The 23,388-nt window shown below is 58.7% G+C and carries 23 protein-coding genes; 11 read left to right on the plus strand and 12 right to left on the minus strand.

Features of this window, described 5'->3' with window-relative positions:
• Window position 1: 1 nt before the first annotated feature.
• The 5 genes from EL257_RS27040 to tssA are packed head-to-tail and all read right to left on the minus strand — an operon-like array spanning window position 2 to window position 4,536.
• A complete protein-coding gene (locus EL257_RS27040; protein WP_126367753.1) occupies window positions 2-505 on the minus strand; it encodes a PAAR domain-containing protein in 504 nt (167 codons plus the stop codon).
• 11 nt (window positions 506-516) lie between these two features.
• Window positions 517-924 carry a type VI secretion system baseplate subunit TssE gene (gene tssE, locus EL257_RS27045; protein ID WP_090287609.1) on the minus strand — a complete coding sequence of 136 codons (408 nt, stop codon included), beginning with the start codon at window positions 922-924 and terminating at the stop codon, window positions 517-519.
• Window positions 925-933: 9 nt separating this feature from the next.
• A complete protein-coding gene (tssC, locus tag EL257_RS27050; protein ID WP_025112673.1) occupies window positions 934-2,409 on the minus strand; it encodes a type VI secretion system contractile sheath large subunit in 1,476 nt (491 codons plus the stop codon).
• A 28-nt stretch (window positions 2,410-2,437) separates the two neighbouring features.
• Window positions 2,438-2,941 (minus strand): type VI secretion system contractile sheath small subunit, encoded by a 504-nt coding sequence (gene tssB / locus EL257_RS27055; RefSeq protein WP_126367755.1) that lies wholly within the window; start codon window positions 2,939-2,941, stop codon window positions 2,438-2,440.
• A 32-nt stretch (window positions 2,942-2,973) separates the two neighbouring features.
• Entirely contained in the window at window positions 2,974-4,536 is a 1,563-nt protein-coding gene (tssA, locus tag EL257_RS27060; protein WP_126367757.1) for a type VI secretion system protein TssA, read from the minus strand.
• A 699-nt stretch (window positions 4,537-5,235) separates the two neighbouring features.
• Between tssA and tssI the strand changes: the two genes are divergently transcribed.
• The 6 genes from tssI (at window position 5,236) to EL257_RS27090 (ending at window position 12,502) form a co-directional block, all read left to right on the plus strand.
• Entirely contained in the window at window positions 5,236-7,263 is a 2,028-nt protein-coding gene (gene tssI, locus EL257_RS27065) for a type VI secretion system tip protein TssI/VgrG (protein ID WP_126367759.1), read from the plus strand.
• Window positions 7,260-8,108, plus strand: a complete 849-nt coding sequence (locus tag EL257_RS27070) for a DUF4123 domain-containing protein (RefSeq protein WP_126367761.1) — start codon at window positions 7,260-7,262, stop codon at window positions 8,106-8,108. Before tssI ends, EL257_RS27070 begins: the two co-directional genes overlap by 4 nt.
• On the plus strand, window positions 8,105-8,896 hold the full coding sequence (locus EL257_RS27075) for a hypothetical protein (protein ID WP_126367763.1): 792 nt from the start codon (window positions 8,105-8,107) through the stop codon (window positions 8,894-8,896). Before EL257_RS27070 ends, EL257_RS27075 begins: the two co-directional genes overlap by 4 nt.
• Window positions 8,893-9,717, plus strand: a complete 825-nt coding sequence (locus tag EL257_RS27080; RefSeq protein ID WP_232013051.1) for a hypothetical protein — start codon at window positions 8,893-8,895, stop codon at window positions 9,715-9,717. Before EL257_RS27075 ends, EL257_RS27080 begins: the two co-directional genes overlap by 4 nt.
• Window positions 9,714-12,050, plus strand: a complete 2,337-nt coding sequence (locus EL257_RS27085) for a lipase family protein (protein ID WP_126367765.1) — start codon at window positions 9,714-9,716, stop codon at window positions 12,048-12,050. Before EL257_RS27080 ends, EL257_RS27085 begins: the two co-directional genes overlap by 4 nt.
• A gap of 95 nt (window positions 12,051-12,145) precedes the next feature.
• On the plus strand, window positions 12,146-12,502 hold the full coding sequence (locus tag EL257_RS27090) for a hypothetical protein (protein WP_126367767.1): 357 nt from the start codon (window positions 12,146-12,148) through the stop codon (window positions 12,500-12,502).
• A gap of 97 nt (window positions 12,503-12,599) precedes the next feature.
• Here the strand turns inward: EL257_RS27090 and EL257_RS27095 are convergent, their stop codons facing one another.
• From EL257_RS27095 to EL257_RS27105, 3 genes are all read right to left on the minus strand, one after another.
• Entirely contained in the window at window positions 12,600-12,875 is a 276-nt protein-coding gene (locus tag EL257_RS27095; RefSeq protein WP_003213368.1) for an HU family DNA-binding protein, read from the minus strand.
• A 190-nt stretch (window positions 12,876-13,065) separates the two neighbouring features.
• Window positions 13,066-14,214: an NAD(P)/FAD-dependent oxidoreductase gene (locus EL257_RS27100; protein WP_126367769.1), complete on the minus strand. Its 1,149-nt coding sequence runs from the start codon at window positions 14,212-14,214 to the stop codon at window positions 13,066-13,068.
• A gap of 19 nt (window positions 14,215-14,233) precedes the next feature.
• The gene (locus EL257_RS27105) at window positions 14,234-14,401 is read right to left on the minus strand and encodes a rubredoxin (protein WP_003177199.1); all 168 of its coding nucleotides are present in this window, start codon (window positions 14,399-14,401) and stop codon (window positions 14,234-14,236) included.
• A 200-nt stretch (window positions 14,402-14,601) separates the two neighbouring features.
• Here EL257_RS27105 and EL257_RS27110 point away from each other — a divergent pair, with 200 nt between their 5' ends.
• Together EL257_RS27110 and ubiA are read left to right on the plus strand one after the other, a co-directional pair.
• On the plus strand, window positions 14,602-15,162 hold the full coding sequence (locus EL257_RS27110) for a chorismate--pyruvate lyase family protein (protein ID WP_126367771.1): 561 nt from the start codon (window positions 14,602-14,604) through the stop codon (window positions 15,160-15,162).
• Window positions 15,162-16,052 (plus strand): 4-hydroxybenzoate octaprenyltransferase, encoded by an 891-nt coding sequence (gene ubiA / locus EL257_RS27115; protein WP_126367773.1) that lies wholly within the window; start codon window positions 15,162-15,164, stop codon window positions 16,050-16,052. Before EL257_RS27110 ends, ubiA begins: the two co-directional genes overlap by 1 nt.
• An 82-nt stretch (window positions 16,053-16,134) precedes the next feature.
• Here ubiA and EL257_RS27120 read toward each other — a convergent pair whose 3' ends face one another.
• The gene (locus tag EL257_RS27120; protein WP_126367775.1) at window positions 16,135-16,518 is read right to left on the minus strand and encodes a hypothetical protein; all 384 of its coding nucleotides are present in this window, start codon (window positions 16,516-16,518) and stop codon (window positions 16,135-16,137) included.
• A gap of 150 nt (window positions 16,519-16,668) precedes the next feature.
• Here EL257_RS27120 and phoB point away from each other — a divergent pair, with 150 nt between their 5' ends.
• The 3 genes from phoB to EL257_RS27135 all read left to right on the plus strand — a co-directional run bounded on the left by phoB (window position 16,669) and on the right by EL257_RS27135 (window position 20,233).
• Window positions 16,669-17,358, plus strand: coding sequence for a phosphate regulon transcriptional regulator PhoB (gene phoB, locus EL257_RS27125; RefSeq protein WP_007896474.1), 690 nt, complete (start codon window positions 16,669-16,671; stop codon window positions 17,356-17,358).
• A 137-nt stretch (window positions 17,359-17,495) separates the two neighbouring features.
• Window positions 17,496-18,782, plus strand: coding sequence for a phosphate regulon sensor histidine kinase PhoR (gene phoR / locus EL257_RS27130; RefSeq protein ID WP_232013131.1), 1,287 nt, complete (start codon window positions 17,496-17,498; stop codon window positions 18,780-18,782).
• A gap of 110 nt (window positions 18,783-18,892) precedes the next feature.
• Window positions 18,893-20,233, plus strand: coding sequence for a hemolysin family protein (locus tag EL257_RS27135; RefSeq protein ID WP_126367779.1), 1,341 nt, complete (start codon window positions 18,893-18,895; stop codon window positions 20,231-20,233).
• A gap of 124 nt (window positions 20,234-20,357) precedes the next feature.
• Here the strand turns inward: EL257_RS27135 and EL257_RS27140 are convergent, their stop codons facing one another.
• From EL257_RS27140 to phoU, 3 genes are all read right to left on the minus strand, one after another.
• Window positions 20,358-21,254 carry a peptidoglycan DD-metalloendopeptidase family protein gene (locus EL257_RS27140; RefSeq protein WP_126367781.1) on the minus strand — a complete coding sequence of 299 codons (897 nt, stop codon included), beginning with the start codon at window positions 21,252-21,254 and terminating at the stop codon, window positions 20,358-20,360.
• Window positions 21,255-21,440: 186 nt separating this feature from the next.
• Window positions 21,441-22,364 (minus strand): response regulator, encoded by a 924-nt coding sequence (locus tag EL257_RS27145; RefSeq protein ID WP_126367783.1) that lies wholly within the window; start codon window positions 22,362-22,364, stop codon window positions 21,441-21,443.
• A 177-nt stretch (window positions 22,365-22,541) separates the two neighbouring features.
• Complete coding sequence (gene phoU / locus EL257_RS27150) at window positions 22,542-23,303, minus strand: phosphate signaling complex protein PhoU (protein ID WP_016772483.1); 762 nt, start codon at window positions 23,301-23,303, stop codon at window positions 22,542-22,544.
• Window positions 23,304-23,388: the final 85 nt, after the last annotated feature.

The following is a 23,388-nucleotide window of genomic DNA, read 5'->3' on the forward strand; positions in this document are numbered from 1 at the left end:
GTTATTCCGCCGATATATATATAGTTACAGGCTCTGCTGTTTTCCCAGATGAAAAACCAGCTGACATACCTGTCGACGTTGAGCCTGTTTTCTCAATCCCGCTATCAGAGCGGATGGTGTAGTTTAAATTTTCAACCGTTCTTCCATCTCCGGTTTTGAATTCAAAGATACGATTGAATACTCCAGGAATGATGACCGGCACCGGCGGCACAAACGGCGCTGGCGTATGCGAATTGCCAATAATCACCGTTCCGGATCCAGCCGTAACCTTGTTGCCATGGGTCCCCACCGAATCAACCGTCGCGGCAGGTTTGCCATTGATCAACACAGTAGTCGCCAAGCCGCCGGACATCGCACCACCACACGCCGAGGCATCGCCTTGGCGGGCGGCCGCGAGGCCGTCGAAGAACACGTCGCCGGAACCGGCGGCGATCGGGTTGGTACCATGGCCTGGAAGTGGGCAAGCGGTAGGGTCGGATACGCGTGCTGCGGGTTTGCCAGACATCGGGGATCTCCTTAGGTGACCTTGACTTGACCGCTGCCATCCAGGCGCGCGGAAAAACTGACCTGACGCTTGAACCCTTCAACTTCCAGCAGGCCTTCGATACTGAAGGCCAGGCGAAGCTGATCGTGGTCACGCGGCAGGGAAATGACACGCACGTTGCTCAGGCGCGGCTCGTAGGCTTCGATGAAGCTTTCGATGGCCAGGCGGGCCTGACTCAGGGAGTCGTGCAGGCTCAGGCGCATGTCATTGAGATCGGGCAACCCGTAGTCGGCCAGCGTTTGCACGCTGCCGGCCCGGGTGCTGAGCATTTTGGCCAGATGGGCAGCCACCGACGCCATGGCAGAAACCTCGAGGCTCTTGCCATTGCGTAGTTGTGCGTCGCCGTTGAGGCGTTCGAACAGGCTGCCGTATCCGTCCATGAGTCGCTCTTACTCTTTGTCCAGCTTGCCAACCAGCGACAGGGTGAAATCAGCACCCATGTACTTGAAGTGCGGACGCACGTTCAAGCTCACGCGGTACCAGCCTGGCTCGCCTTCAACGTCGCTGACGATCACTTGCGCAGCGCGCAGCGGACGACGGCCACGCACTTCGGCGCTCGGGTTTTCCTGATCGGCAACGTACTGACGGATCCACTTGTTCAGTTCTAGCTCGAGGTCGGTACGTTCTTTCCACGAACCGAGTTGCTCGCGCTGCAGCACTTTCAAGTAGTGAGCCAGGCGGTTGACGATCATCATGTACGGCAGTTGGGTGCCGAGCTTGTAGTTCAGCTCTGCCGCCTTGCCTTCTGCGCTGATGCCGAAGAACTTCGGCTTCTGCACCGAGCTTGCGGAGAAGAACGCCGCGTTGTCGGAACCTTTGCGCATGGTCAGGGAAATGAAGCCTTCCTCGGCCAGTTCGTATTCACGACGGTCGGAAACCAATACTTCGGTAGGAATCTTGGTTTCGATTTCGCCCATGCTTTCGAAATGGTGCAGAGGCAGGTCTTCAACCGCGCCACCGCTCTGCGGGCCGATGATGTTCGGGCACCAGCGGAATTTGGCGAAGCTGTCGGTCAGCTTGGTGCCGAACGCGTACGCAGTGTTGCCCCACAGGTAGTGCTCGTGGCTATTGGCAACGGTTTCCTTGTACACGAACGATTTGACCGGGTTTTCTTCCGGATCGTACGGGTTGCGCAGCAGGAAACGCGGCACGGTCAGACCAACATAGCGGGAGTCTTCCGAAGTACGGAAGCTCTGCCATTTGGCGAATTGCGGGCCTTCGAAGTGGTCTTTCAGATCTTTCAGATCCGGCAGGCCGGTGAAGCTTTCCAGACCGAAGAATTTCGGCCCGGCCGCAGCAATGAACGGCGCGTGAGACATGCACGAAACGCTGGCCACGTACTGCATCAGCTTGACGTCTGGCGAGCTTGGCGACATGTAGTAGTTAGCGATGATCGCGCCCACAGGCTGACCACCGAACTGGCCGTATTCAGCGGTGTAGATGTGCTTGTACAGGCCCGACTGCATGACTTCCGGCGAATCTTCGAAATCGTCCAGCAGGTCTTCTTTGGAGACGTTGAGGATTTCGATCTTGATGTTTTCGCGGAAGTTGGTGCGGTCGACCAGCAACTGCAGACCACGCCACGACGATTCCAGCGCCTGAAAGTCCGGGTGGTGCAGGATCTCGTCCATCTGCCGGCTGAGCTTGGCATCGATCTCGGCGATCATGCGGTCAACCATGGCCTTCTTGACCGGCTCACCGTTGTTCTGCGGCTTGAGCAGCTCTTCGATGAACGCCGACACGCCACGCTTGGCGATGTCATAGGCTTCGTCGTCCGGGGTCAGACGGGTTTCGGCGATGATGCTGTCGAGAATGCTGTACTCGCCGTTCTCGGCGCTCTTCTCTTGTGCTGCGCTAGTGCTCATTGTGTTGGCTTCCTTGGCTACTGGAGTCTCAAGCGTCCGGGGCTGCGGCGTTCAGGCCCAGCTCACCGAGTACGCGACCGCGGGATTCGTCGTCGGCGAGCACGCCTTCGATGGCTTTACGGAACGCAGGTGCGTTACCCAGCGGGCCTTTGAGGGCCACCAGCGCATCGCGCAATTCCATCAGTTTTTTCAGCTCAGGCACTTGGTCAACCAGGCTGGCCGGGTTGAAGTCCTTCATCGAATTGACGCGCAGTTGCACAGCCAGCTCGTCGGCCTCGCCATCTTCCTGCAGACGGTTCGGCACGCTCAGCGTCAGACCCAGTTCTTGCTTGGCCAACACTTCGTCGAAGGTCATCTTGTCGATGCTGATCGGCTTGCGATCTTCGATTTTGCGATCGTCCTTGCGGTGGGTGTAGTCACCGATTGCCAGCAGTTTCAGCGGCAGTTCAATCTCTTCCTGAGCACCACCGGTGGCGGGTTTGAAGGTGACGTTGATGCGTTCCTTGGGGGCTACCGAGCCTTCTTTGGCCATGGCTTTTCTCCTTGCGGTTGTGGCCCTGGGGCCTATTCGAGTACCACTTCGAGATCGAGGTGGCACAGCCTGCGATAAATCTCTTCCTTGCGTTCACGTACGGCATGGTTCTGCGGCAACAACTCGCAGCAACTGTGCAGCAGGTGCAGCACTTCCAATGCAAGATCGGGCTCCCAGGCGTGCAGGCCTGAGTCCTGTAATGTCTGATCGAGGGTTTCGAGTTGGTTCTTGGCCAGTTCGTATTTCTTGGCCATGAAGCACAGCCGGGCGAGTGCGAACTGCCAGAAGAACCGTTCGCGACCGCCATGCGCGGACTGCAAACCCTGCTTGAGAATCTGCACGGCAGGTTTGAGGCCTTCCTTGCGCAGCAGTGGCAAGACGTCTTCGAGGGCTTTTTCCCAAGCCGGCTGAGTTTCGACGTTTTCGCTCTCGACCTTGCGCGGCGCGCTGGCGCTTTGCAGGTGCGGCATGACGTTGGCGGCGATCCACGCCCGGGTGGACGGATCGGCAAACGGCGCGCCGTCATGGAAGCGCAATTCGATGATGCCCGGCAGGCGCTGAACCAAAAGCGCGAAGTGGATTTCCACTTCGCGCATTGCCAATTCGGCGTTGAGGTTCTGGAGGCATTCCCAGACCATCCTCTGACCATCGAACCAGAACGGCGCCTTCGCCAGGCTCGCCTCCAGTTCCACCAGCAGGTCGGCGTATTTGCCCTGATCGAAACGGTCCTGATAGAGCTTGAGTTTTTCCAGCGGCAGGCCGCGCAGCACCGTGATCTGCTCGGCGTTGCGCTCGGGCACGGCGTCGATGGTCATCCACAGCAGCGTTCGATTGAGCCGCAAAGCGCGCAGGTCGGTGGCTTTCTGCTTCAGCCACCAGGCACACAACGGACGCGCGCTTTCCTGCTGGGCGCGCAGCGCCTTGTGCGCATCGCGTTCGTTATCGATCGGCGCGCCGGGGGTGAGCAACTGGCTCGCCGCCTGCTTGACCTGCGCCACCGCCGCGCCGACCACGCCGGGTGCCGGCTGGTTGTCGGCAGCACGCTGGATCATGGTTTTCAGGCGACGGGAGATCGGCAGCAGCAGCGGCGCGTCATCGCCCAGATGTTCAGTGCAGGCGGCTTCCAGACCGGCCAGGTGCTCGGAAAGCTGCCGGAACATCGGCAACTGCTCTTTGATCGCAATGTTTTCGGTGATGACTTGCTCGAGCCGCGGCACCAGCCAGCCGATGGCGGCGGCACGAGTGCGGGGTTTGAGCGGGTGAACGTCGACCCAGTTGTGTTCCGACAGGTGGTGAAGCAATCCGAGGCCGGCAAGCAGGCCGGGGAAGGATTCACGCTGGTACAGCGACCACGTCAGCCAAGCGCCGACACGCAAATCCTTGGATTGGGTACGTAGGAGATTTTCGCTGTTTTCGCGGATTTTAAGCCAATCGATCTGCCCGCTTTCGTGCATAGACGAAGCTTTTGCCAGCTCGCTTTCCAAAGCCTCGAATTCGCTCGAAAAACGAACGTCTTCGCCCGCGAAATTCTCTTTGGAAACAGAGACTTTTGCGAGTTCGAGGTAATGGGCGGAAAGTTTGCTTGAGTAGGACATCCATGGCCTTTATTAAAGATTACAGTCGTGCGCCTATCGGAGTTAATCGCGGCGCGGGACAGTATCGAAGAGCGGTGAAGCGACTCATCCAATTGAGATGTGCTCTTTCAAGTGGGCGCATCGTAATCACAATGATGGCCACTAGCAAGCATCTGATTAAACAATAAGACGAAGTGTTTTCCGGCGTTTGTAGGAGATTGCCCTATATGTCACAGGGGATTCCCTGAGGCCGCTTAATCATCCGCACATTTTCGCTGCTCCCGCCAAACCATTGATCCAGAGCCTCGCAGCCAAGTCGAGGCGAGCTACTGGCCGCTCTTACCCTCGAGCGGCGTGCAGCATGACAAATCTGGAAAAAAATAGAAGTAGGACACTTCTGAAAAATGACTGGCATTGATCAATAACTTACCGGCGACAACGCTTGGTGGAAAAAGTGCCAGCATATTGATGGCACTTCATTGTTTGCACTGTTCATACCTATCGAACATCGTTAACTCCACAGTTAACGAGATAGCATCCTTCGGACATCTCCTACATTTCACCCAATACTTCAAACCCGGAATACTCTGACAAATGTCAGGGATACTTCTTACATCATTTAATTTCCCGCGCCGCTAGCTTGCTTGAGCAACTCTGTGTGCGCGGCGATCACGGAGGATCGGACACCGCGTTTTGACTCACTTTGCTTAAGGACAAGCCATGTTCAGCAAAGGCAATTGCGCGCCATTCTCGCTGCATATCCCCGCCATTCAACATGACTTCAAAGTGCTTGCCTTCTCGGGTGCCGAGGCGATCAGCCAGTTGTACGCGCTGCGCGTCGAGCTGGTGAGTGAGCACCCGGATTTTGATGTGGAAGGCTTGCTTGGCCAGCCTGCGTTTCTGCAGTTCGGGCCGCAGGGAGAAGGCATTCACGGGCGCATCGAAGATGTGCTGATCGGCAATGCCGGCAAACGCCTGACCCATTACCACCTGACCCTGGTCCCGGCGCTGTATTACTTGCAGTTCAATCACGACCAGCGAATTTTCCAGCAACGCACGGTGCCGCAAATCATCGCCCAAGTGCTTGAACAGCACGGCATTCAAAGCGATGCATTCACCTTTCACGTCACGCCGAATCCGCCGCGTGAGTACTGCACGCAATACGGCGAGGACGACTTTGCCTTCCTCCAGCGTTTGTGCGCCGAAGATGGCATTGCCTGGCATCACCAGCATTCGGCCGACGGGCATTTACTGGTGTTCACTGACAGCCCAGTGTTCGCGCCCAGTCTGGGGACGACGCACTTTAAGGCCGACAGCGGCATGGTCGCGGAACAATCAGTGGTCAATCACCTGACCATGGGTTTCAACACACGCACCAGCACGGTCACCCGTCGTGATTATGATCTCGAGCGCCCGAACCTGCTGCTGGAAAGCCGCTTCACCGCCGAATTCAGCCCCGATCTCGAGGACTACCGTTACCCGCTGTTGATGACCTCAGAGAAGTCCGGCAAACAGCAAACGCGTCAGGCTCTGGAGCGACACCGCAGCGACTACCAATGGATTGAAGGCAAAAGCAATCAGGCGACGCTGCGCAGCGGTCACCTGTTCGATCTGCGCCAACACCCGAGACCCGGCTGCAACGAGTCGTGGTTGTTGGTGACACTGACGCATGAAGCCGCGCAACCGCAAGTGCTCGAAGAGGCCTTCAGCAGCGACGATGTCCAGTCTGCCAATGGCTTCACTCAGGGTTATCGCAACACGTTCAATGCGATCCCGGCGGAGGTGTTTTACCGCCCGCCGCTGCCAGCGCCAAGACCCCTGCTGGTCTGCCAGACCGCCAGAGTCACCGTGCCACCGGGAGAGGAAATCTTTTGCGATGAATACGGCCGGGTTCGGGTGGAATTTCCCTGGGACCGCACTGAACGCAACAGCGAAAAAAGCAGCTGCTGGCTACGCGTAGCCTCCAGCTGGGCGGGCGATGGATTTGGCGCGGTGGCCATACCCCGGATTGGCATGGAGGTGGTCGTCACCTTTCTGGAAGGCAACCCGGATCACCCCCTGATAACCGGCTGCGTCGCAAACAAGGTCAACGGTGTTGCTCATCCATTGCCGGCCAGCAAAACCCGAACGGTACTGCGCAGCCAGAGCTCGCCGCGCAATGGCGGTTACAACGAACTGTCGATCGAAGATCGCGCCGGACAGGAGAAAATTCATCTTCGGGCCCAGCGTGATCTGGAGCAATTGATCCTTAACGACAGCCGCAGCCTGATCACGCATGACCGCTTCGAGCAAGTCGGCAATGACAGCACCAGCCTGATCAAGGGCAAGGATTGCCGCACTCATCAAGGTCTGCGCAGCACATTGATCAATGCCGATGATGTGCTGACCGTCAGCGGCACCAGCAGTCAGACCCTCGGTGCCCTGGTGATTCAGGCCGGTCAGCAGGCGCATGTCACCGCCAGCAACGTGGTGATCAACGCCGGCATGAGCCTGACGCTGTCGGCCGGCGGTCATCACATCGTGATCAACCCCGGCGGGATTTTCAGCAGCGTGCCCATGGTTGAGGGCGGCGCGCCGCTGCCGGGTCTCGCGCCGTTACAACCGCTGCAGGCAGAGGCTGGCCTCGCTCCGCCGATCAGCGCCACACCGCTGTCGATCATCAACAGTGCCCGCCAGCAGGCGGCGGACTATTGCCCTCTGTGCGAAGCCTGCGCAGCAGGTCAGTGCGAGCTGGGAGACGTCGCATGAGCCCGGTCGAACAATGGCTGCACACTCAATCCCGTGCCGGCTGCGATTTATATCTGGTGCTGGACGCGGAGAATCAAAGCGAAGCGCACGCTGCACTCGCTCGCGATCTGGGCACCGAGCAATTCCGCCATCTGTACGCGGGCACGGCCGCCGAGTCGCTGGCGCCGACCGGCCCGCTACTGGTGCAGATCGACACGGCGCACCATCCCGTCATCCAGCAATTGCTCGCCACACCCGAGCGGCATTGGGGCTGGCTAGCCAGTGCCCGACACACCGAGCTTGATGCGCTGGCCGCGCACTGGCGCGAGCGGGTGGTGACTGGCGAGCGCCCAAACCTGGCCGTGTATCGCGTGCATGACAATCGGGTTCTGGGGCGTGCGCTGGCGCATCTGCATTCCGAACAGTATTCGTCTCTTCTCGGACCGCTCGGCAGCGTCTGCTATTGGCACGCCGGGCAGTGGAACGTCGCCACCAACCCCGACCCAGGCGCCCATCCGCTACCGATCGACCCGCCATGGCTGCAGACGCCGACACCGGAACTGATCTACGCCAACGTGCTGTTCGACAACACCCGTCGCTACCTGGTTGGCGAACATACCGAAGTCATGGCGAAGCTCGCCGAGCAACTCGACATCGATGAGTGGTTATGGGGCCTGATTCAACTGGCGCGCTTGTGGGGCTGGCAACAACCGGAGCAAGTGCACTTTTTGCTGACCCGCTGTTTGCAGTTACCGGGATATCGGCCAGCCAAATCGTGGCTGCCCAAACCCGGTGAAGATCCGGCGGCGCACTTTGAGCGGGTGTATCAAGAAGCGCTTTATTGGCAGGGAGAGGTAGGTGGATGAGGAACTTGAAACGAGCGTTGATGCTGAGTGGTTGCCTGGAATTGCTGGTGGGTTGTACGACGGTGAAGACACCAAACACGTTTACGTTTGTTCCGGATTTTCCGCCCGGATTCAAGTACGACTTTACAGCCACCTACGTTCCGGCCAAGGGCCAAACATGCACCGTGCCGGGCGGGAAAAACACTCAGCTGGGATTCAATAAAACCAACATGAAGTACGAAAGGACTTCAGAGATCCCGCTTTACAGAACCGTAAACGAATGCCCGCTGGCGCTGAATTACATCGAGATCAAGATCATCGGTATTTATGGTCCAGGGCGAAGCAACTTCAGCTATGACTTCGCCTCGGTTGCTGTACGTCCGGAGCTGCTCGAATACCAAATGGGGACTTTCAGTAAGAACGGCAAGGGCGAATTTTATGGTGAATGCAGGTGGTCATTCCGCACCGTCGGCCCAAATCGTTACCTGATCAAACTGCTGACCTGCAAAAACATGGATGCACAGGGAAACGTGCTGCGAACGAGACCTTCCGCGGCGTACACATTGAATCAACTTGAGGGCAAGAAGGTGACGCTGAAGGTCAGGCTGGCAACTGAAGAATTACCAGCCATCGGCGATACCTGGATCAAAGTACCTAGCGGCTGGAAGCGCTGTATGGGTGCCAACTTCGGGGATCAATACGCCTTTTGCTACGGGAATGACAAAGATTTCAGCACTTTCAAAATGGTAGACGAGCGCATCTGCACCATTTACCCCGGCTGTACGGAAAACAAGGACGAGACCCCATGACGGAACAAAAAACACCGCATTCCCCGCACTTCAAACGAGTCCTTCAAAGTCTGGCATTGAGCACTTGCCTTGTTATGACTATGGGTTGTTCAGCTGTCAGCAAACCGAACACATTCACCTTTGTTCCGGACTTCCCGCCCAACTTCAAGTACGACCTGACGGCCACCTACGTGCCCGACAAGGATCAAACCTGCTCGGTGCCGGGCGGAAGGGGTACTCAGCTTGGGTTCAATAAAACCAATATGAAATACGCAGGCACCTCGGAAATCCCGCTTTATAGAACCGTAAGCGACTGCCCGCTGGCGCTGAACCATGTGGAGATCAAGGTCATCGGCGTTTTTGGCCCCGGACGAAGTAACAGCAGCTATGACTACGCCTCATTTGCCGTTCGTCCAGAGTTGCTGGAGCGGCAAATGGGGACTTTCAGAGATGACGAGACGGCTGAATTCTTCGGTGAGTGCATGTGGTTTTTTCGCACCGTCAGTCCCAAGCGTTACCTCATAAAAATGTTGAGATGCAAAAAAATGGATACACAGGGCAATGTCGGGAAAAGCCGCCCTTCCACGGCGTACACGCTGACTCAGCTAGCGGGAATAACCGTAAGGCTGAAGATCAAGTTGGCTGATGAGGAAAGGCCCGGCTGGGGTGACACCTGGGTTGAAGTTCCCCGTGGCTGGAAGCGCTGTTTGGGTGAGGGCATGGAAGATCAGCGTGGTTACTGTAATGGAAATTACAAGGACTTCAGCACCTTCAGGATGGTGGATGAGCGCGTTTGCACCATTTACCCCGGCTGCACGGAAAACAAGGATGAGACCCCATGAGCATTGAACCGTTAGATCCGAGCATCGCTGCTTTTATGCAAGGGAAAATCCATGCCTGCCCAAGCCGCGGACATTCGACGAGCTTTCAATTAGTGGACGAGTTCGGTGACGGCAAACCCTACAACGGTTTGGCCTACGAGATCATCGATTATGAAGATACCGTCTACACGGGCAAACTGGACGCCACAGGTTCCGGAAAGGTAGATGACCATTACTGTGGCCCAGTGGTACTAAAGCTCAATCAGCCGTTCAACGGGACAGAACCACTCTATAAAGATTTGAGGGCAAGAGAGCATTACCCCCTCCCCATCACCGAACTCCAGGTCCGCGCCGAAAAGACCCGCTTCTTCAACAAATCAGGCGTACGCACCCAAGCCAACCCCGCAAAAGACGTAGCCGCAAACGCTGCCTATTACCAGGTTGAGGTGAGCGAACTGGTCAAGCATGTAGCGCACTTGCCACCACTGGCCCATCGAAGTGATCCGCCGAATAGGGTGGTTCACAAACTCATGCGATCCGCCCCCAAAACCAGAGCTTTCGCGCAGGGTGATACAAGCACCCCGGACAGTGGCGCGAGCGCGATCTTCAGTCAGGGAGAACTGGCCACGGTCGAGTTGGGTTTCTTTCCACCGCCGCCCAAACCCAAAGGCATTGCCCTGCTGCCGAACAAGCATCATGTGATGGAGGTGCGCCCCATGAGGGCGTTGCGCCCGATGTTGTCGACGAGCAATGAGTTCTGCGCACTCAACCTCTACCAACTGTCTTTGATGGCGACCCTGAGTTACACCGACTTCGGACAGGAGCCCAACACACAACCGGTCAAGACCGACAGTGTGAGCTTCCCCTTGCAGCCCAGCAGCGGCAACTGGTTCGGCCATGCCCTGCCGCAGCTTGATGAACTGTGGAAAGTCGATGCCCTGCAACCGAAGAAGTACTTCCCCTTGTATGAGGAGGTCCCCTACTCGAAACGTCTGGAAGTGCTGCCGTTCGATCCATCGCTCTATCCCGAGGTAAACAACCCCGACTTGGGCGATCAGCAGGAGCACCCGGCCAAACTGCATTTTTTCGATGATCGCAAACAGGTCGACAGCACGGACACCCAAGCCTTCATCACCCATCACGACGAATTGATATTAATCAGCGTACGCGGAACCAGTGAAATAAGACCCGATGCGATGCGGGATGGGGATGCTTATCAGGTTCCTTTTGAGGAAGGAGAAGGCAAGGTACATCGCGGCTTCTATGGCGGCGCCCAAGCGGTTTACCCGTTTGTGGTGAGTTATCTGGAGCGATTCTACAGCGGGCAAAAACTGCTGATCACCGGACACAGTCTGGGCGGGGCAATCGCACTGATCTTGTCCGAAATGCTGCGACGCGATCCACAGTACCTGCCGGAGATCGTCCTCTACACCTACGGCGCCCCGCGCGCTGGTGACACGATTTTCATCGAAAGCGCCAAAGCATTGGTCCACCACCGCATCGTCAATCAGAACGATCCGGTCCCGAGCGTCCCCGCCACATGGATGAATACTTTCTCGAAACCGAAGGAAATGTATGCGGCCAACGTGGGACTACTGGCCCTGCATCCAGTTGGCGGTTTCGCATTTCTGATCCTGGGAATGATCAACTTGCTGGGCGACGACTATGGGCATCACGGTGACTTGCGTCATTTCATGCCGGTGACATTTGGCGAAGGTCACAAGTCGTCGATTCTGTGGAAACCGGGTTGCAGCACGATCAACGATCACGGGTGCGCCAAGGCATTGCGCGCGATCAATGGCTTGCCCGACCGAGTCTCGTTTTTTCGTCAACTCCTTGCCGCTGGCCAGCACTCCATGGTCAACAGCTACATTCCCGGCTGCTGGGCCAGCCTGCGCCGCTGGCAGGAGGCGCAGCAACTCAAACGCTCGCTGGTGACGCATCGAGAGTTCGAATGGGTCAGCGGCGTCCTGGACAATATTGAAAAGCAACTGCGTGCCGTTGAGCGCGGGATTCGAGCTCACCCCAGCGCCTATGTGCGCCACCAGGAACGAAACGACAAGACCGCAGCGCTCAACAATGAAATAGACAAGATCAAAATGACCCAGGCGCGTCTGGTCGCCCTGCGCGGACAGCGGGTCACCGAGGTCGACGTTTACGGCAGCTATGCCGACCAGCCCGAATGGGTTGAGGAAAGTCTGCTGCGCTGGAACGCCCACCCGGAAAACCTTGTTCGGGAGCAACTGGCGATGATCCCGCCCGCCGCCGAAGACCACGATGCCGCTATCGCCGCGATGACCGGAGGGCATGCGGTTGGCGCGCCGTTTCATTTGGATATTGATTCGATTGTGTAGCGATTAAACAACGCGCGGACAAATCATGCCTGTGCCAGAATCCACAGCCCAAAAGTTCGGCCTCGTTTACAACAGCTGGCAAGGAGCTTCACATCATGGAATTGAAACCACTGTTTTTCGCCACACTCATGTGGCTGCCCATCAACCAAGCGTCGGCAGATACCCCGCCGCTGGATGGCCATTATTATCTGACCGGCGCGATGGAAATGGGTGCTGAGTTGCTATTGCGCAAGGACGGCACCTTTAATGCCGGTGTCGCGTATGGCAGCGCCGACGGCTTCGCCAAAGGCACTTGGAAGGTAGAGAACCAGACAGTGTTGCTGAAAAGCCAGACCAAGCCTGCTTCCAACAGCGATCTGGGCGGCCTGTTCGAGGATCTGCAATTAGCGATCGAACCAAACTGTCTCGCCGTGGATTTTGGCAACGGCAAAGCCTGCTTCCGTCGCCAGTAACCCATCACGCAGCCACAAAAAAATGGGCACCCGACCGCAATCGGTGTGCCCATTTTTTATCGCAGCTCTCCCCGTTATTCGGAGGAGTACGCCGCCATCAAGGATTGACGCTGTCTTTCAATGATTTGCCTGGCTTGAACGCAACGGTGTTGCTGGCCTTGATCTTCACCGGTTCGCCGGTTTGCGGGTTCTTGCCGGTGCGGGCGCCGCGGTGGCGTTGCAGGAAGGTGCCGAAGCCGACCAGCGTCACGCTGTCTTTGCGGTGCAGGGCGCCGGTGATTTCTTCGAGAACGGCGTTGAGGACGCGGTTGGCCTGCTCTTTGGTCAGATCTGCTTTTTCAGCGATTGCAGCGGCGAGTTCTGGTTTACGCATTAGTGAAGCCCCTTTGACGGTTTTTTGTTGTTATGTCCGTGCTGTTCTCGTTGGAACAGCGCCCAAGGCGCCGCAGGCTCTACTCTGCGGCAGACGGGAGTGAGAATGGCACGCGGATACCGGCGGCGCCAGTGTCCCCGCGACCTTTGTAGGGGCAAAAGCGCGGTGATTCCGACAGAACGGCCAGTATTTACGCCAGTAGCGGCGGCAGCTGTTTGTTGAGGGCAAGTTTTTCCATGACCGCCGTACCGGTCAGGGCGTAACCGAGCAACTGGCCATTGCTGTCGTGGCACAGGGCTTTGATGTCAGTTCCCTGCCCTTCGACTGTCCAGACGCCCTCGCTGCCGCGTGGCGCAGGCGAAACCACCAACGGGCAGACCGGGGTTTTTACCGTGATCGGCATCGGGCCGTAGCTGACGGCGGTCGGGTTGCCTGCCAGCGTTTGCGCCAGCGCTCGGGCGCAGCTCATCAGCGGCATCACATACAGCAGATTCAGGCCATCGACTTCGGCGCAATCGCCCAAGGCGTAGATGTTGGCGTGGGAGGTTTGCAAATGCCGATCGACCACGACGCCGCGATTGACCTGCACACCCGCAGCGGCCGCCAGGTCAATGCGTGGACGCAGGCCGATCGCCGACACCACCACGTCGCACGCGACGACCTGGCCGTCAGACAGGTGCGCGTCCAGACCATCGGCTACTTTCTGCAGACGGGTCAACACCGGGCCGAGGTGAAACTTCGCCCCGATACTTTCCAGCCCGGCCTGCACCGCTGCCGCAGCCGCCGGATGCAGCAGGGTCGGCATGACCTGCTCGCAGGGTGCGACCAGTTGCACTTCGTAGCCGCCGAAGATCAAGTCATTGGCAAACTCGCAGCCGATCAACCCGGCCCCGAGCATCAGTACCCGACGCTTGCCCGCGGCGGCGGCGCGGAAACGTGCGTAATCTTCCAGATCGTTGATCGGGAACACCAGGTCTGCGCCATCGCCTTCGACAGGCACCCGAACGGTTTCTGCGCCCCAAGCGAGAATCAGATCGCGATAGGCCACGGCTTCTTCGCCGATCCACAGGCGCTTGTGGCCGGCATCGATGCCGCTGATGCGCGTATGAGTGCGCACTTCGGCCTTCAGTTGCTCGGCCATTGCCCCCGGTTCGGCCATGCTCAGGCCGTCGGCATCCTTGTTCTTGCCGAAGCCGGTGGAGAGCATCGGCTTGGAGTAAGAGCGGCCGTCATCGGCGGTAATCAGCAGCAGCGGAGTTTCGCTGTCGAGCTTGCGAAATTCGCGAGCGAGGTTATAGCCCGCAAGCCCGGTGCCAATGATTACGACAGGTGCGCTCATGCCTTACTCCTTGTTTTGCTCAGTTGATTTCGATCATTTCGAAGTCCATCTTGCCGACGCCGCAGTCCGGGCACAGCCAGTCTGCCGGTACGTCTTCCCAACGGGTGCCTGGCGCAATGCCGTCATCCGGCCAGCCATCGGCTTCGTTGTAGATCAGGCCACAAACGATGCATTGCCACTTTTTCATTCAGATACTTCCTCAGGGTTCAGGCTCATTTCCGGCGCGGACGGTCGATGGGTGTCGCGTTGCCATCCGGCTCAGGGCGTTTTGTACTGAGGGTGCCGGGCAGATGCAAGCCTGTTCGGCGCAATGGCGGCCGGCACCGATCAATATCGCGGGCTGCCATGGTAAGCTCGCCGCCTCATTTGCGGCCAATATGACTCATTGTGCAACAGACAAAATCCTCTTCGGCCCCGCTCTGGCTGCTCCAAAGCCAACTGACGCCCTCCCCCGATTCGTTGACCCTTGACTGGTTGTTCGACGAAGGTTCGCTGACCCGCCGCCTCACCCGTTTATCCGATGACGGCTTCAGCGTGACACCGCTGTTCGAAGGCTGGGACAACCTGCGCGACGACGAGTGCGCTGCGCTGAATCTGGCCGTGGGCAGCGAGGGTTGGGTGCGCGAGGTGTATTTGCGCGGTCACGGCGAAGCCTGGGTCTTCGCGCGCAGCGTGGCTTCGCGCGCCGCGCTGCAGGGTGACGGCTTGCACATGGACGAATTGGGCAGCCGCTCACTGGGCGAACTGTTGTTTTGCGATCAGGCGTTCCAGCGCCGCGCCATCGAAGTCTGCCACTACCCTGAGCAATGGCTGCCGACGGACGCCAAAGCCCCTGAGCTGTGGGGCCGGCGCTCGCGTTTTGACCGTGGCGCGTTGAGCGTACTGGTCGCGGAAATCTTCCTGCCGAGCCTGTGGCGCGCCGCCCGCGCCCATCCGGAGAACTGCTGATGTATCAGAGCTTGCTCAAGTCCCTGAACCGTTTGAATCCGCGCGCCTGGGACTTCGTTCAGTTGACGCGCATGGACAAGCCGATCGGCATCTATCTGCTACTGTGGCCGACATTGTGGGCGCTGTGGATTGCCGGCAAGGGTTCGCCGTCGCTGTCCAATGTCGTCATTTTTGTCCTTGGCGTGGTGCTGACCCGTGCCGGTGGCTGCGTGATCAATGACTGGGCTGATCGCAAGGTTGACGGCCACGTCAAACGCACCGCGCAACGGCCGCTCGCCAGCGGCAAGATCAGCTCGAAAGAGGCGCTGGTGTTCTTCGCGGTGCTGATGGGCATCAGTTTTCTGCTGGTGCTGTGCACCAATGCGCCGACCATCTGGTTGTCGCTCGGCGGTCTGGCGCTGGCGTTCACCTATCCGTTCATGAAGCGCTACACCTATTACCCGCAAGTGGTGCTGGGTGCGGCGTTTTCCTGGGGCATGCCGATGGCATTCACCGCCGAAACCGGCGAGTTGCCGGCGGCGGCGTGGCTGCTGTGGATCGCTAATCTGCTGTGGACGGTGGGTTACGACACTTACTACGCAATGACCGACCGTGACGACGATCTGAAGATCGGCGTGAAATCCACGGCGATTCTGTTCGGCGAGGCGGATCGGGTGATGATCCTGAGTTTGCAGGCGCTGTCGCTGGGCTGCCTCGTGCTGGCCGGGTCGAAATTCGAGTTGGGAACGTGGTTTCACCTTGGCTTGCTGGTGGCGGCCGGGTGTTATGTGTGGCAGTTCTGGTACACCCGCAGCAAGGACCGCATGCGCTGCTTCCAGGCGTTTTTGCATAACCACTGGGCGGGGTTGGCGATTTTTGTCGGGATCGTGCTGGATTACGCATTGCGCTGATTGAAAAGATCGCAGCCTGCGGCAGCTCCTACAGGCGTACACAATGCAATGCAGGAGCTGCCGAAGGCTGCGATCTTTTCCGCTATTTGGCCTTGGCAACTTTCCAGGCGCCGTCCATTTTGCCGTCGCCGGTCATGTCGCCGGCCTTCTTGTCCATCACGAAGGTGTACAGCGGCATGCCTTGGTAGGCCCATTGCATTGAGCCGTCGTCGCGCTTGATCACCGTCCAGTCGCCCATCGACTTGTCACCTGTCTGCGCCGTCAGCGGCGGCCAGTTTGCCGCGCACTTGTCGTTGCACGCGGACTTGCCAGCGGAGTCCTTGGCGAAGGTGTACAGGGTCATGCCCTTGTGGTCGGTGAACATGCCGTCTTTTTCCATCGCCGGATCGGCCGCCATGGCCAGGCCGGGCAAAGACAGGGCAGCAGCCATCAGCAGCGCTTTAAGGGAAACAGTCATCTGAGTCATGGAAACCTTCTTTTGTGGTTGTCAGGATTCGGACTTAGAGCTTAGTTGAGGATTCGCACAATCGCCGCAGACTGAAATACTGTCACACGACTGCAATAATTCCGTTATCTAATGCGGCGCAAGACAGTTAAATGACAAGAGGATTAAGGCATGGTTGGCAGGAGCATTCTGATCGTCGACGACGAAGCGCCCATTCGCGAAATGATCGCCGTGGCGTTGGAAATGGCCGGCTATGACTGCCTCGAGGCGGAGAACTCGCAGCAGGCCCACGCCATCATCGTCGATCGCAAACCGGACCTGATCCTGCTCGACTGGATGCTGCCCGGCACATCCGGCATCGAACTGGCCCGACGCCTCAAGCGTGACGAGCTGACCGGGGATATCCCGATCATCATGCTCACCGCCAAGGGCGAAGAGGACAACAAGATCCAGGGTCTGGAAGTCGGCGCCGACGATTACATCACCAAACCGTTCTCGCCGCGTGAGCTGGTCGCCCGCCTCAAAGCCGTGCTGCGCCGCGCCGGGCCGACCGATGGCGAAGCGCCGATCGAAGTCGGCGGCCTGCTGCTCGACCCGATCAGCCACCGCGTGACCATCGATGGCAAACCCGCCGAGATGGGCCCCACCGAATACCGTCTGCTGCAATTCTTCATGACTCACCAGGAACGTGCCTACACCCGCGGTCAGTTGCTCGATCAGGTCTGGGGCGGCAACGTTTACGTTGAAGAGCGCACCGTCGACGTACACATCCGCCGCCTGCGCAAGGCGCTCGGCGACGCTTATGAAAATCTGGTACAAACCGTGCGCGGCACCGGCTATCGCTTCTCCACAAAAGCATAAAAGCAGCTGCAAGCGTTCAGCTACAAGCGGCAAGAAACAGCGAACCGCTCTGACTTGCAGCTTGTAGCTTGAAACTTGACGCTGCGGCTAAGGACGCCTCTGTGAATCAAAACTGGCATGGCACCCTGATTCGCCACATGCTGTTGCTGGTCACCGCTTGCCTGGTGATCGGTCTGATCACCGGCTATTACGGCTGGAGCCTCGCGGCCGGTCTGGGCCTTTATCTGGCCTGGACGCTCAAGCAACTGCTGCGTCTGCACGAATGGCTGCGCCTGCATCAGCCTGATGAAGCACCGCCCGACGGTTATGGTCTGTGGGGTGAGGTGTTCGATAGCATCTACCACCTGCAGCGCCGCGACCAACGCGTGCGCGGGCGGCTGCAAGCAGTGATCGACCGGGTGCAGGAGTCCACCGCCGCACTGAAAGACGCGGTGATCATGCTCGACAGCGACGGCAACCTGGAATGGTGGAACCGCGCTGCTGAAACCCTGCTCGGCCTCAAGACACCGCAGGACAGCGGCCAACCGGTGACCAATCTGGTGCGGCATCCGCGCTTCAAAGAATATTTCGAGCAAGACAGCTACGCCGAGCCGCTGGAAATTCCATCGCCAACCAACGATCGCGTGCGCATTCAGCTGTACCTGACCCGCTACGGCAATAACGAACACCTGATGCTGGTGCGCGACGTCACGCGCATCCATCAGTTGGAACAGATGCGCAAAGACTTCATCGCCAACGTGTCCCACGAATTGCGCACGCCGCTGACAGTCATCTGCGGTTATTTGGAAACCCTGCTCGACAATGTTGAAGAAGTGAATCCGCGCTGGAGCCGCGCCCTGCAGCAGATGCAACAACAAGGCGGGCGCATGCAGACACTGCTGAACGATTTGCTGCTGCTGGCGAAGCTGGAGGCCACCGATTACCCGTCGGACAACCAGCCGGTGCAGGTCGATACGCTGCTGCAATCGATCACGAGCGATGCGCAGCAATTGTCCGGTTCGAAGAACCAACGTATCACTCTTGAGGCCGACGCCAGCCTGTTGCTCAAGGGCAGCGAGGCGGAATTACGCAGTGCGTTTTCCAATCTGGTGTTCAACGCGGTGAAATACACGCCGGCTGAGGGCAACATCCGCATTCGCTGGTGGGGCGACGAACAAGGCGCGCACCTGAGCGTGCAGGATTCCGGCATCGGCATCGACAGCAAACACCTGCCGCGCCTGACCGAACGCTTCTATCGCGTCGACTCCAGCCGCAACTCCAACACCGGTGGCACGGGGCTTGGTCTGGCCATCGTCAAACACGTATTGCTGCGCCATCGCGCGCGCATGGAGATCAGCAGCGTGCCCGGCCACGGCAGCACGTTCACCTGCCATTTCGCCCCAGCTCAGGTCGCCAGCGCACGGGCGATCCAGACCGCTGAGTAATGTCGCACTAGGCAATCGCCAGGTCAGCCGCTACATTGGCTGACTTGTGCCTGCCTTTCAGGCGCGACTATTACCTCTCTTGAATCACACGGAACCCGCAAAACTCCATCATGGACCCTTCCCCTGGCTTGTCCCTCGCAACGATATTCGCCGACTTCGGCATGATCCTTTTTGCTCTGATCCTGGTTTTGCTCAACGGTTTTTTCGTTGCGGCGGAATTCGCCATGGTCAAACTGCGCTCGACCCGGGTCGAGGCCATCGCTGAACAGAACGGCTGGCGCGGGCATATCCTGCGCACCGTACACAGTCAGCTCGATGCGTACCTCTCGGCGTGTCAGTTGGGTATTACCCTCGCCTCGCTGGGTCTTGGCTGGGTCGGTGAGCCGGCGTTCGCGCACATTCTCGAGCCGCTGCTGAGCGCGGTCGGTGTCGACTCGCCAGAGATCGTCAAAGGCGTATCGTTCTTTACCGCGTTTTTCATCATTTCTTATCTGCACATCGTCGTCGGCGAGCTCGCGCCAAAATCATGGGCGATCCGCAAACCCGAGCTCTTGTCGTTGTGGACGGCGGTGCCGCTGTACCTGTTCTACTGGGCAATGTACCCGGCGATCTACCTGCTCAACGCCAGCGCCAACGCGATTCTGCGGATCGCCGGTCAAGGCGAACCCGGCCCGCACCACGAACACCATTACAGCCGAGAAGAACTGAAACTGATCCTGCACTCCAGCCGTGGCCAGGATCCGAGCGATCAGGGCATGCGTGTACTGGCGTCGGCAGTGGAAATGGGCGAGCTGGAAGTGGTCGACTGGGCCAACTCTCGCGAAGACCTGATTACGCTGGAATTCAATGCGCCGCTGAAAGAAATCCTGGCGATGTTCCGACGCCACAAGTTCAGCCGTTATCCGGTGTACGACAGCGAGCGCCAAGAGTTTGTCGGGCTGCTGCACATCAAGGATCTGCTGCTGGAACTGGCGGCGCTGGATCACATTCCCGAGTCGTTCAACCTGGCTGAGCTGACCCGTCCGCTGGAGCGCGTGTCGCGGCACATGCCGCTGTCGCAGCTGCTGGAGCAGTTCCGCAAGGGCGGCTCGCACTTCGCCGTGGTCGAGGAGGCTGACGGCAACATCATCGGCTACCTGACCATGGAAGACGTGCTGGAAGTGCTGGTCGGCGACATTCAGGACGAACACCGCAAGGCTGAGCGCGGCATCCTCGCCTATCAGCCGGGCAAGCTGCTGGTGCGCGGTGATACGCCGCTGTTCAAGGTCGAGCGCCTGCTGGGCATCGATCTGGATCACATCGAAGCGGAAACCCTCGCCGGGCTGGTCTACGAAACCCTGAAACGGGTGCCGGAAGAGGAAGAAGTGCTGGAAGTCGAAGGCCTGCGCATCATCATCAAGAAGATGAAAGGGCCGAAGATTGTCCTGGCCAAGGTGTTGATGCTGGATTGAGTGTAATGCGGGAAACCGCATTGCCTGCTAAAAGATCGTCCGATCGCGGCCCGAGCCTGCGGCAGCTCTTACAGGGGATCGCATTCCCCATGTAGGAGCTGCCGCAGGCTGCGATCTTTTTGCTTTATTGCTTGCCCAACGCAAAATTGGGCAGCGCCCCCAGCGGCTGGACGAACTGATACGGAATCGACACCAGCCCCTCCCCCGTATTGCGCTGCACCACAAAGTGCAGGTGCGGGCCGCTGCTGTTGCCGGTGTTGCCCGACAGCGCCAGCGGGCTGCCGACTTTCACTCGCTGCCCTTCGCGTACGCCCACCGAACCTTGCTTGAGGTGCAGATACACGCCCATGGTGCCGTCATCGTGCAGCACCCGAACGAAGTTGCCGGAAGCATCGGTGCCGCGGCCGCTCTGGGAATTCTCCGTCTTGACCACCACTCCGGCTCGCGCCGCGATGATCGGCGTGCCAACCGGCATGGCGATATCCATGGCATAGCGATTCTTCGGCCCGTAATGGCTGTACTTGCCGTTAGCGCCCTGACTCAGACGGAACGGCCCGCCACGCCACGGCAGCGGATAGCGATAGCCTTGCGCCGTTCCTGCAGGATCGCCGAGGGAATAGTGAAACTGCGGCGTATACACCAGCGGTTGGCTAGCGCTTACCGCCTTCAGCTGCGCCAGCCGTGTATTGCTGCGCGCCGGCAGCACGCGGTGAATGGTTTGTGCGGGCGCGCCGCGTACGTTGCTCAGCCCGGTGAACGCCAGGGCAATTTTCACCGGCGCATACAGATCGTTGCGCACGAACACCACGTCCATACCCTTCTGCTTTTTGATATCGACAAAGACCTGTCGCTCCAGGCGCTCGATCATGCGGTCCTGGAAGACGAACACCTGCGCGCCTTTGCTCGGGCGGTCACTGTACGAAACCACGCCGTTGGCGTCGGTGGATTTGTAGACGGTCATGGCCAATGCCAGTTGGGAGACCAGGCAGAGACCGCAAAAGAGCAGCAGGCGCGCGAGCATGGGCATAAATCTGTCGAAGTGAGGCCTGGGAATCAGCCTAGCAGCTGAGACAGACCAGGCTAGTCGACAGATGTTTCAAATTGCCCAGCGCACAAAGCAAAAGATCGCAGCCTCCGGCAGCTCCTACAGGGAAACGCATTCCAATGTAGGAGCTGCCGCAGGCTGCGATCTTTTCACAGACGCCGATTACGCGCCCGGGATGAAGTGCTTCTGCGCCGTGCCTCGGGCGATCAGGCGGGAGATGTAGTCGAGCTTCTGCGCATCCTGGTCAACAAAGCGGAACGTCAGTTGCAGCCAGTCGCTGTCGGCTTTTTGCTCATGCGCCACGATGGCGTGCAGGTAACCGTTGAGACGGGCGATCTCGGCGTTGTCGCCCTGCTCCAGGTCGAGCACTGCGCTGTCGAGGATCTGCGGCAGCGTCTCGGTGCGCTTGATCACAAGCAGCGCTTCCTTGATGCTCAGCGCCTTGATCACGCATTGCTGATTGCCGCTTGGCAGACGCAATTGGCCCTGACCACGGCCACCGACCGGTGCTTTCGACGCGGCTGGCGCCTGTACCGGCGGGCTGTTGAGCAAACCGCGCGAAGCGGGAGCAGGTGCCGCAGCGGCAGGCTTGGCCGCAGCGGCGCCGACCACGGCAGGTTTGCCGCCAGTCAGTGCGCTCAGGGAATCATTGCCGAACGCCGAGTTCATCTTGGTCGGCGCGCTGTTCATCAAGGTGTCGAGCTTGCCAACCTTGTTCAGCGCCTGCTTGACCTTGGTCAGCAGTTGTTCGTTGGTGAACGGCTTGCTGACATAGCCGGAAACGCCGGCCTGAATGGCCTGCACGACGTTTTCCTTGTCGCCGCGGCTGGTCACCATGACGAATGGCATGGTCTTGAGGTTGTCCTGCTCGCGGCACCAGGTCAGCAATTCGAGGCCGGACATTTCCGGCATTTCCCAATCGCACAAGACCAGGTCGAACGCCTCTTTGGCCAGCATGGCCTGGGCCTTCTTGCCATTGATGGCGTCCTCGGTGCGAATCCCCGGGAAGTAATTACGCAGGCATTTTTTCACCAGGTCACGAATGAACGAAGCGTCGTCCACGACCAACACACTGATCTTGCTCATCCAACACCCCTATTAAAATCCCGGCAAGCATAACGCTGGCTGATGGCACATTGCCAAAACTCTTCAGTCACGCCGGGACTTTTCGTTCGCGGGTGCTGCTTTTTAATTCGATCTGCATTGTGAACAGCAGAAACAAAAACGCCCGGCCAAAGGGCCGGGCGCTTTTCTCAGGCAATCTTACTTATCGTCAGCTTCGCCCGGAACATTAGCGGTTTCAGCGCTTGTGCCTTCAACTTCTTCCTTCATGCGCTTGAGGCCCATGTGGCGTACATCGGTGCCGCGCACCAGATAGATAACCAATTCGGAGATGTTGCGCGCGTGATCGCCGATGCGCTCCAGCGAACGCAGCACCCAAATGATGCTCAGAACCCGCGAGATGGAGCGCGGATCTTCCATCATGTAGGTGGCCAGCTCACGCAGCGCGGTTTTGTATTCGCGGTCGATGATCTTGTCGTACTGCGCCACTGACAACGCCAGATCGGCATCGAAGCGGGCAAACGCGTCCAGCGCGTCACGAACCATGTTGCGCACCTGGTCTCCGATGTGGCGAACCTCGACGTAACCGCGCGGCGCTTCACCTTCCTCGCACAGCTGGATGGCACGGCGGGCGATCTTGGTCGCTTCGTCGCCGATGCGCTCAAGGTCGATCACCGATTTGGAAATGCTGATGATCAGCCGCAAGTCCGACGCCGCCGGCTGACGACGAGCGAGAATGCGCAGGCATTCTTCGTCGATGTTGCGTTCCATCTGATTGATCTGGTCATCGATCTCGCGCACCTGCTGAGCCAGGCCCGAGTCGGCCTCGATCAGCGCGGTGACCGCGTCGTTGACCTGCTTCTCCACCAGCCCGCCCATGGCAAGGAGGTGGCTGCGCACTTCCTCCAGTTCAGCGTTGAACTGCGCAGAGATGTGATGGGTAAGGCCTTCTTTGGAAATCATTTTTCGCTCCGCGAAAGTTGCAAGCTTCAAGCTGCAAGCTTCAAGCAGTTAAATATAAGTCCTGATATCGCACCGCATCGTTCTT

Source organism: Pseudomonas fluorescens, assembly GCF_900636825.1.
GTDB classification, from domain to species: Bacteria; Pseudomonadota; Gammaproteobacteria; order Pseudomonadales; family Pseudomonadaceae; genus Aquipseudomonas; species Aquipseudomonas fluorescens_BG.

Coding starts and splice junctions, on each gene's coding strand:
- EL257_RS27040 (WP_126367753.1), bottom strand. CDS start 505: ATGTCTGGCAAACCCGCAGCACGCGTATCCGACCCTACCGCTTGCCCA.
- tssE (WP_090287609.1), bottom strand. CDS start 924: ATGGACGGATACGGCAGCCTGTTCGAACGCCTCAACGGCGACGCACAA.
- tssC (WP_025112673.1), bottom strand. CDS start 2,409: ATGAGCACTAGCGCAGCACAAGAGAAGAGCGCCGAGAACGGCGAGTAC.
- tssB (WP_126367755.1), bottom strand. CDS start 2,941: ATGGCCAAAGAAGGCTCGGTAGCCCCCAAGGAACGCATCAACGTCACC.
- tssA (WP_126367757.1), bottom strand. CDS start 4,536: ATGTCCTACTCAAGCAAACTTTCCGCCCATTACCTCGAACTCGCAAAA.
- tssI (WP_126367759.1), top strand. CDS start 5,236: ATGTTCAGCAAAGGCAATTGCGCGCCATTCTCGCTGCATATCCCCGCC.
- EL257_RS27070 (WP_126367761.1), top strand. CDS start 7,260: ATGAGCCCGGTCGAACAATGGCTGCACACTCAATCCCGTGCCGGCTGC.
- EL257_RS27075 (WP_126367763.1), top strand. CDS start 8,105: ATGAGGAACTTGAAACGAGCGTTGATGCTGAGTGGTTGCCTGGAATTG.
- EL257_RS27080 (WP_232013051.1), top strand. CDS start 8,893: ATGACGGAACAAAAAACACCGCATTCCCCGCACTTCAAACGAGTCCTT.
- EL257_RS27085 (WP_126367765.1), top strand. CDS start 9,714: ATGAGCATTGAACCGTTAGATCCGAGCATCGCTGCTTTTATGCAAGGG.
- EL257_RS27090 (WP_126367767.1), top strand. CDS start 12,146: ATGGAATTGAAACCACTGTTTTTCGCCACACTCATGTGGCTGCCCATC.
- EL257_RS27095 (WP_003213368.1), bottom strand. CDS start 12,875: ATGCGTAAACCAGAACTCGCCGCTGCAATCGCTGAAAAAGCAGATCTG.
- EL257_RS27100 (WP_126367769.1), bottom strand. CDS start 14,214: ATGAGCGCACCTGTCGTAATCATTGGCACCGGGCTTGCGGGCTATAAC.
- EL257_RS27105 (WP_003177199.1), bottom strand. CDS start 14,401: ATGAAAAAGTGGCAATGCATCGTTTGTGGCCTGATCTACAACGAAGCC.
- ubiA (WP_126367773.1), top strand. CDS start 15,162: ATGTATCAGAGCTTGCTCAAGTCCCTGAACCGTTTGAATCCGCGCGCC.
- EL257_RS27120 (WP_126367775.1), bottom strand. CDS start 16,518: ATGACTCAGATGACTGTTTCCCTTAAAGCGCTGCTGATGGCTGCTGCC.
- phoB (WP_007896474.1), top strand. CDS start 16,669: ATGGTTGGCAGGAGCATTCTGATCGTCGACGACGAAGCGCCCATTCGC.
- phoR (WP_232013131.1), top strand. CDS start 17,496: ATGCTGTTGCTGGTCACCGCTTGCCTGGTGATCGGTCTGATCACCGGC.
- EL257_RS27135 (WP_126367779.1), top strand. CDS start 18,893: ATGGACCCTTCCCCTGGCTTGTCCCTCGCAACGATATTCGCCGACTTC.
- EL257_RS27140 (WP_126367781.1), bottom strand. CDS start 21,254: ATGCTCGCGCGCCTGCTGCTCTTTTGCGGTCTCTGCCTGGTCTCCCAA.
- EL257_RS27145 (WP_126367783.1), bottom strand. CDS start 22,364: ATGAGCAAGATCAGTGTGTTGGTCGTGGACGACGCTTCGTTCATTCGT.
- phoU (WP_016772483.1), bottom strand. CDS start 23,303: ATGATTTCCAAAGAAGGCCTTACCCATCACATCTCTGCGCAGTTCAAC.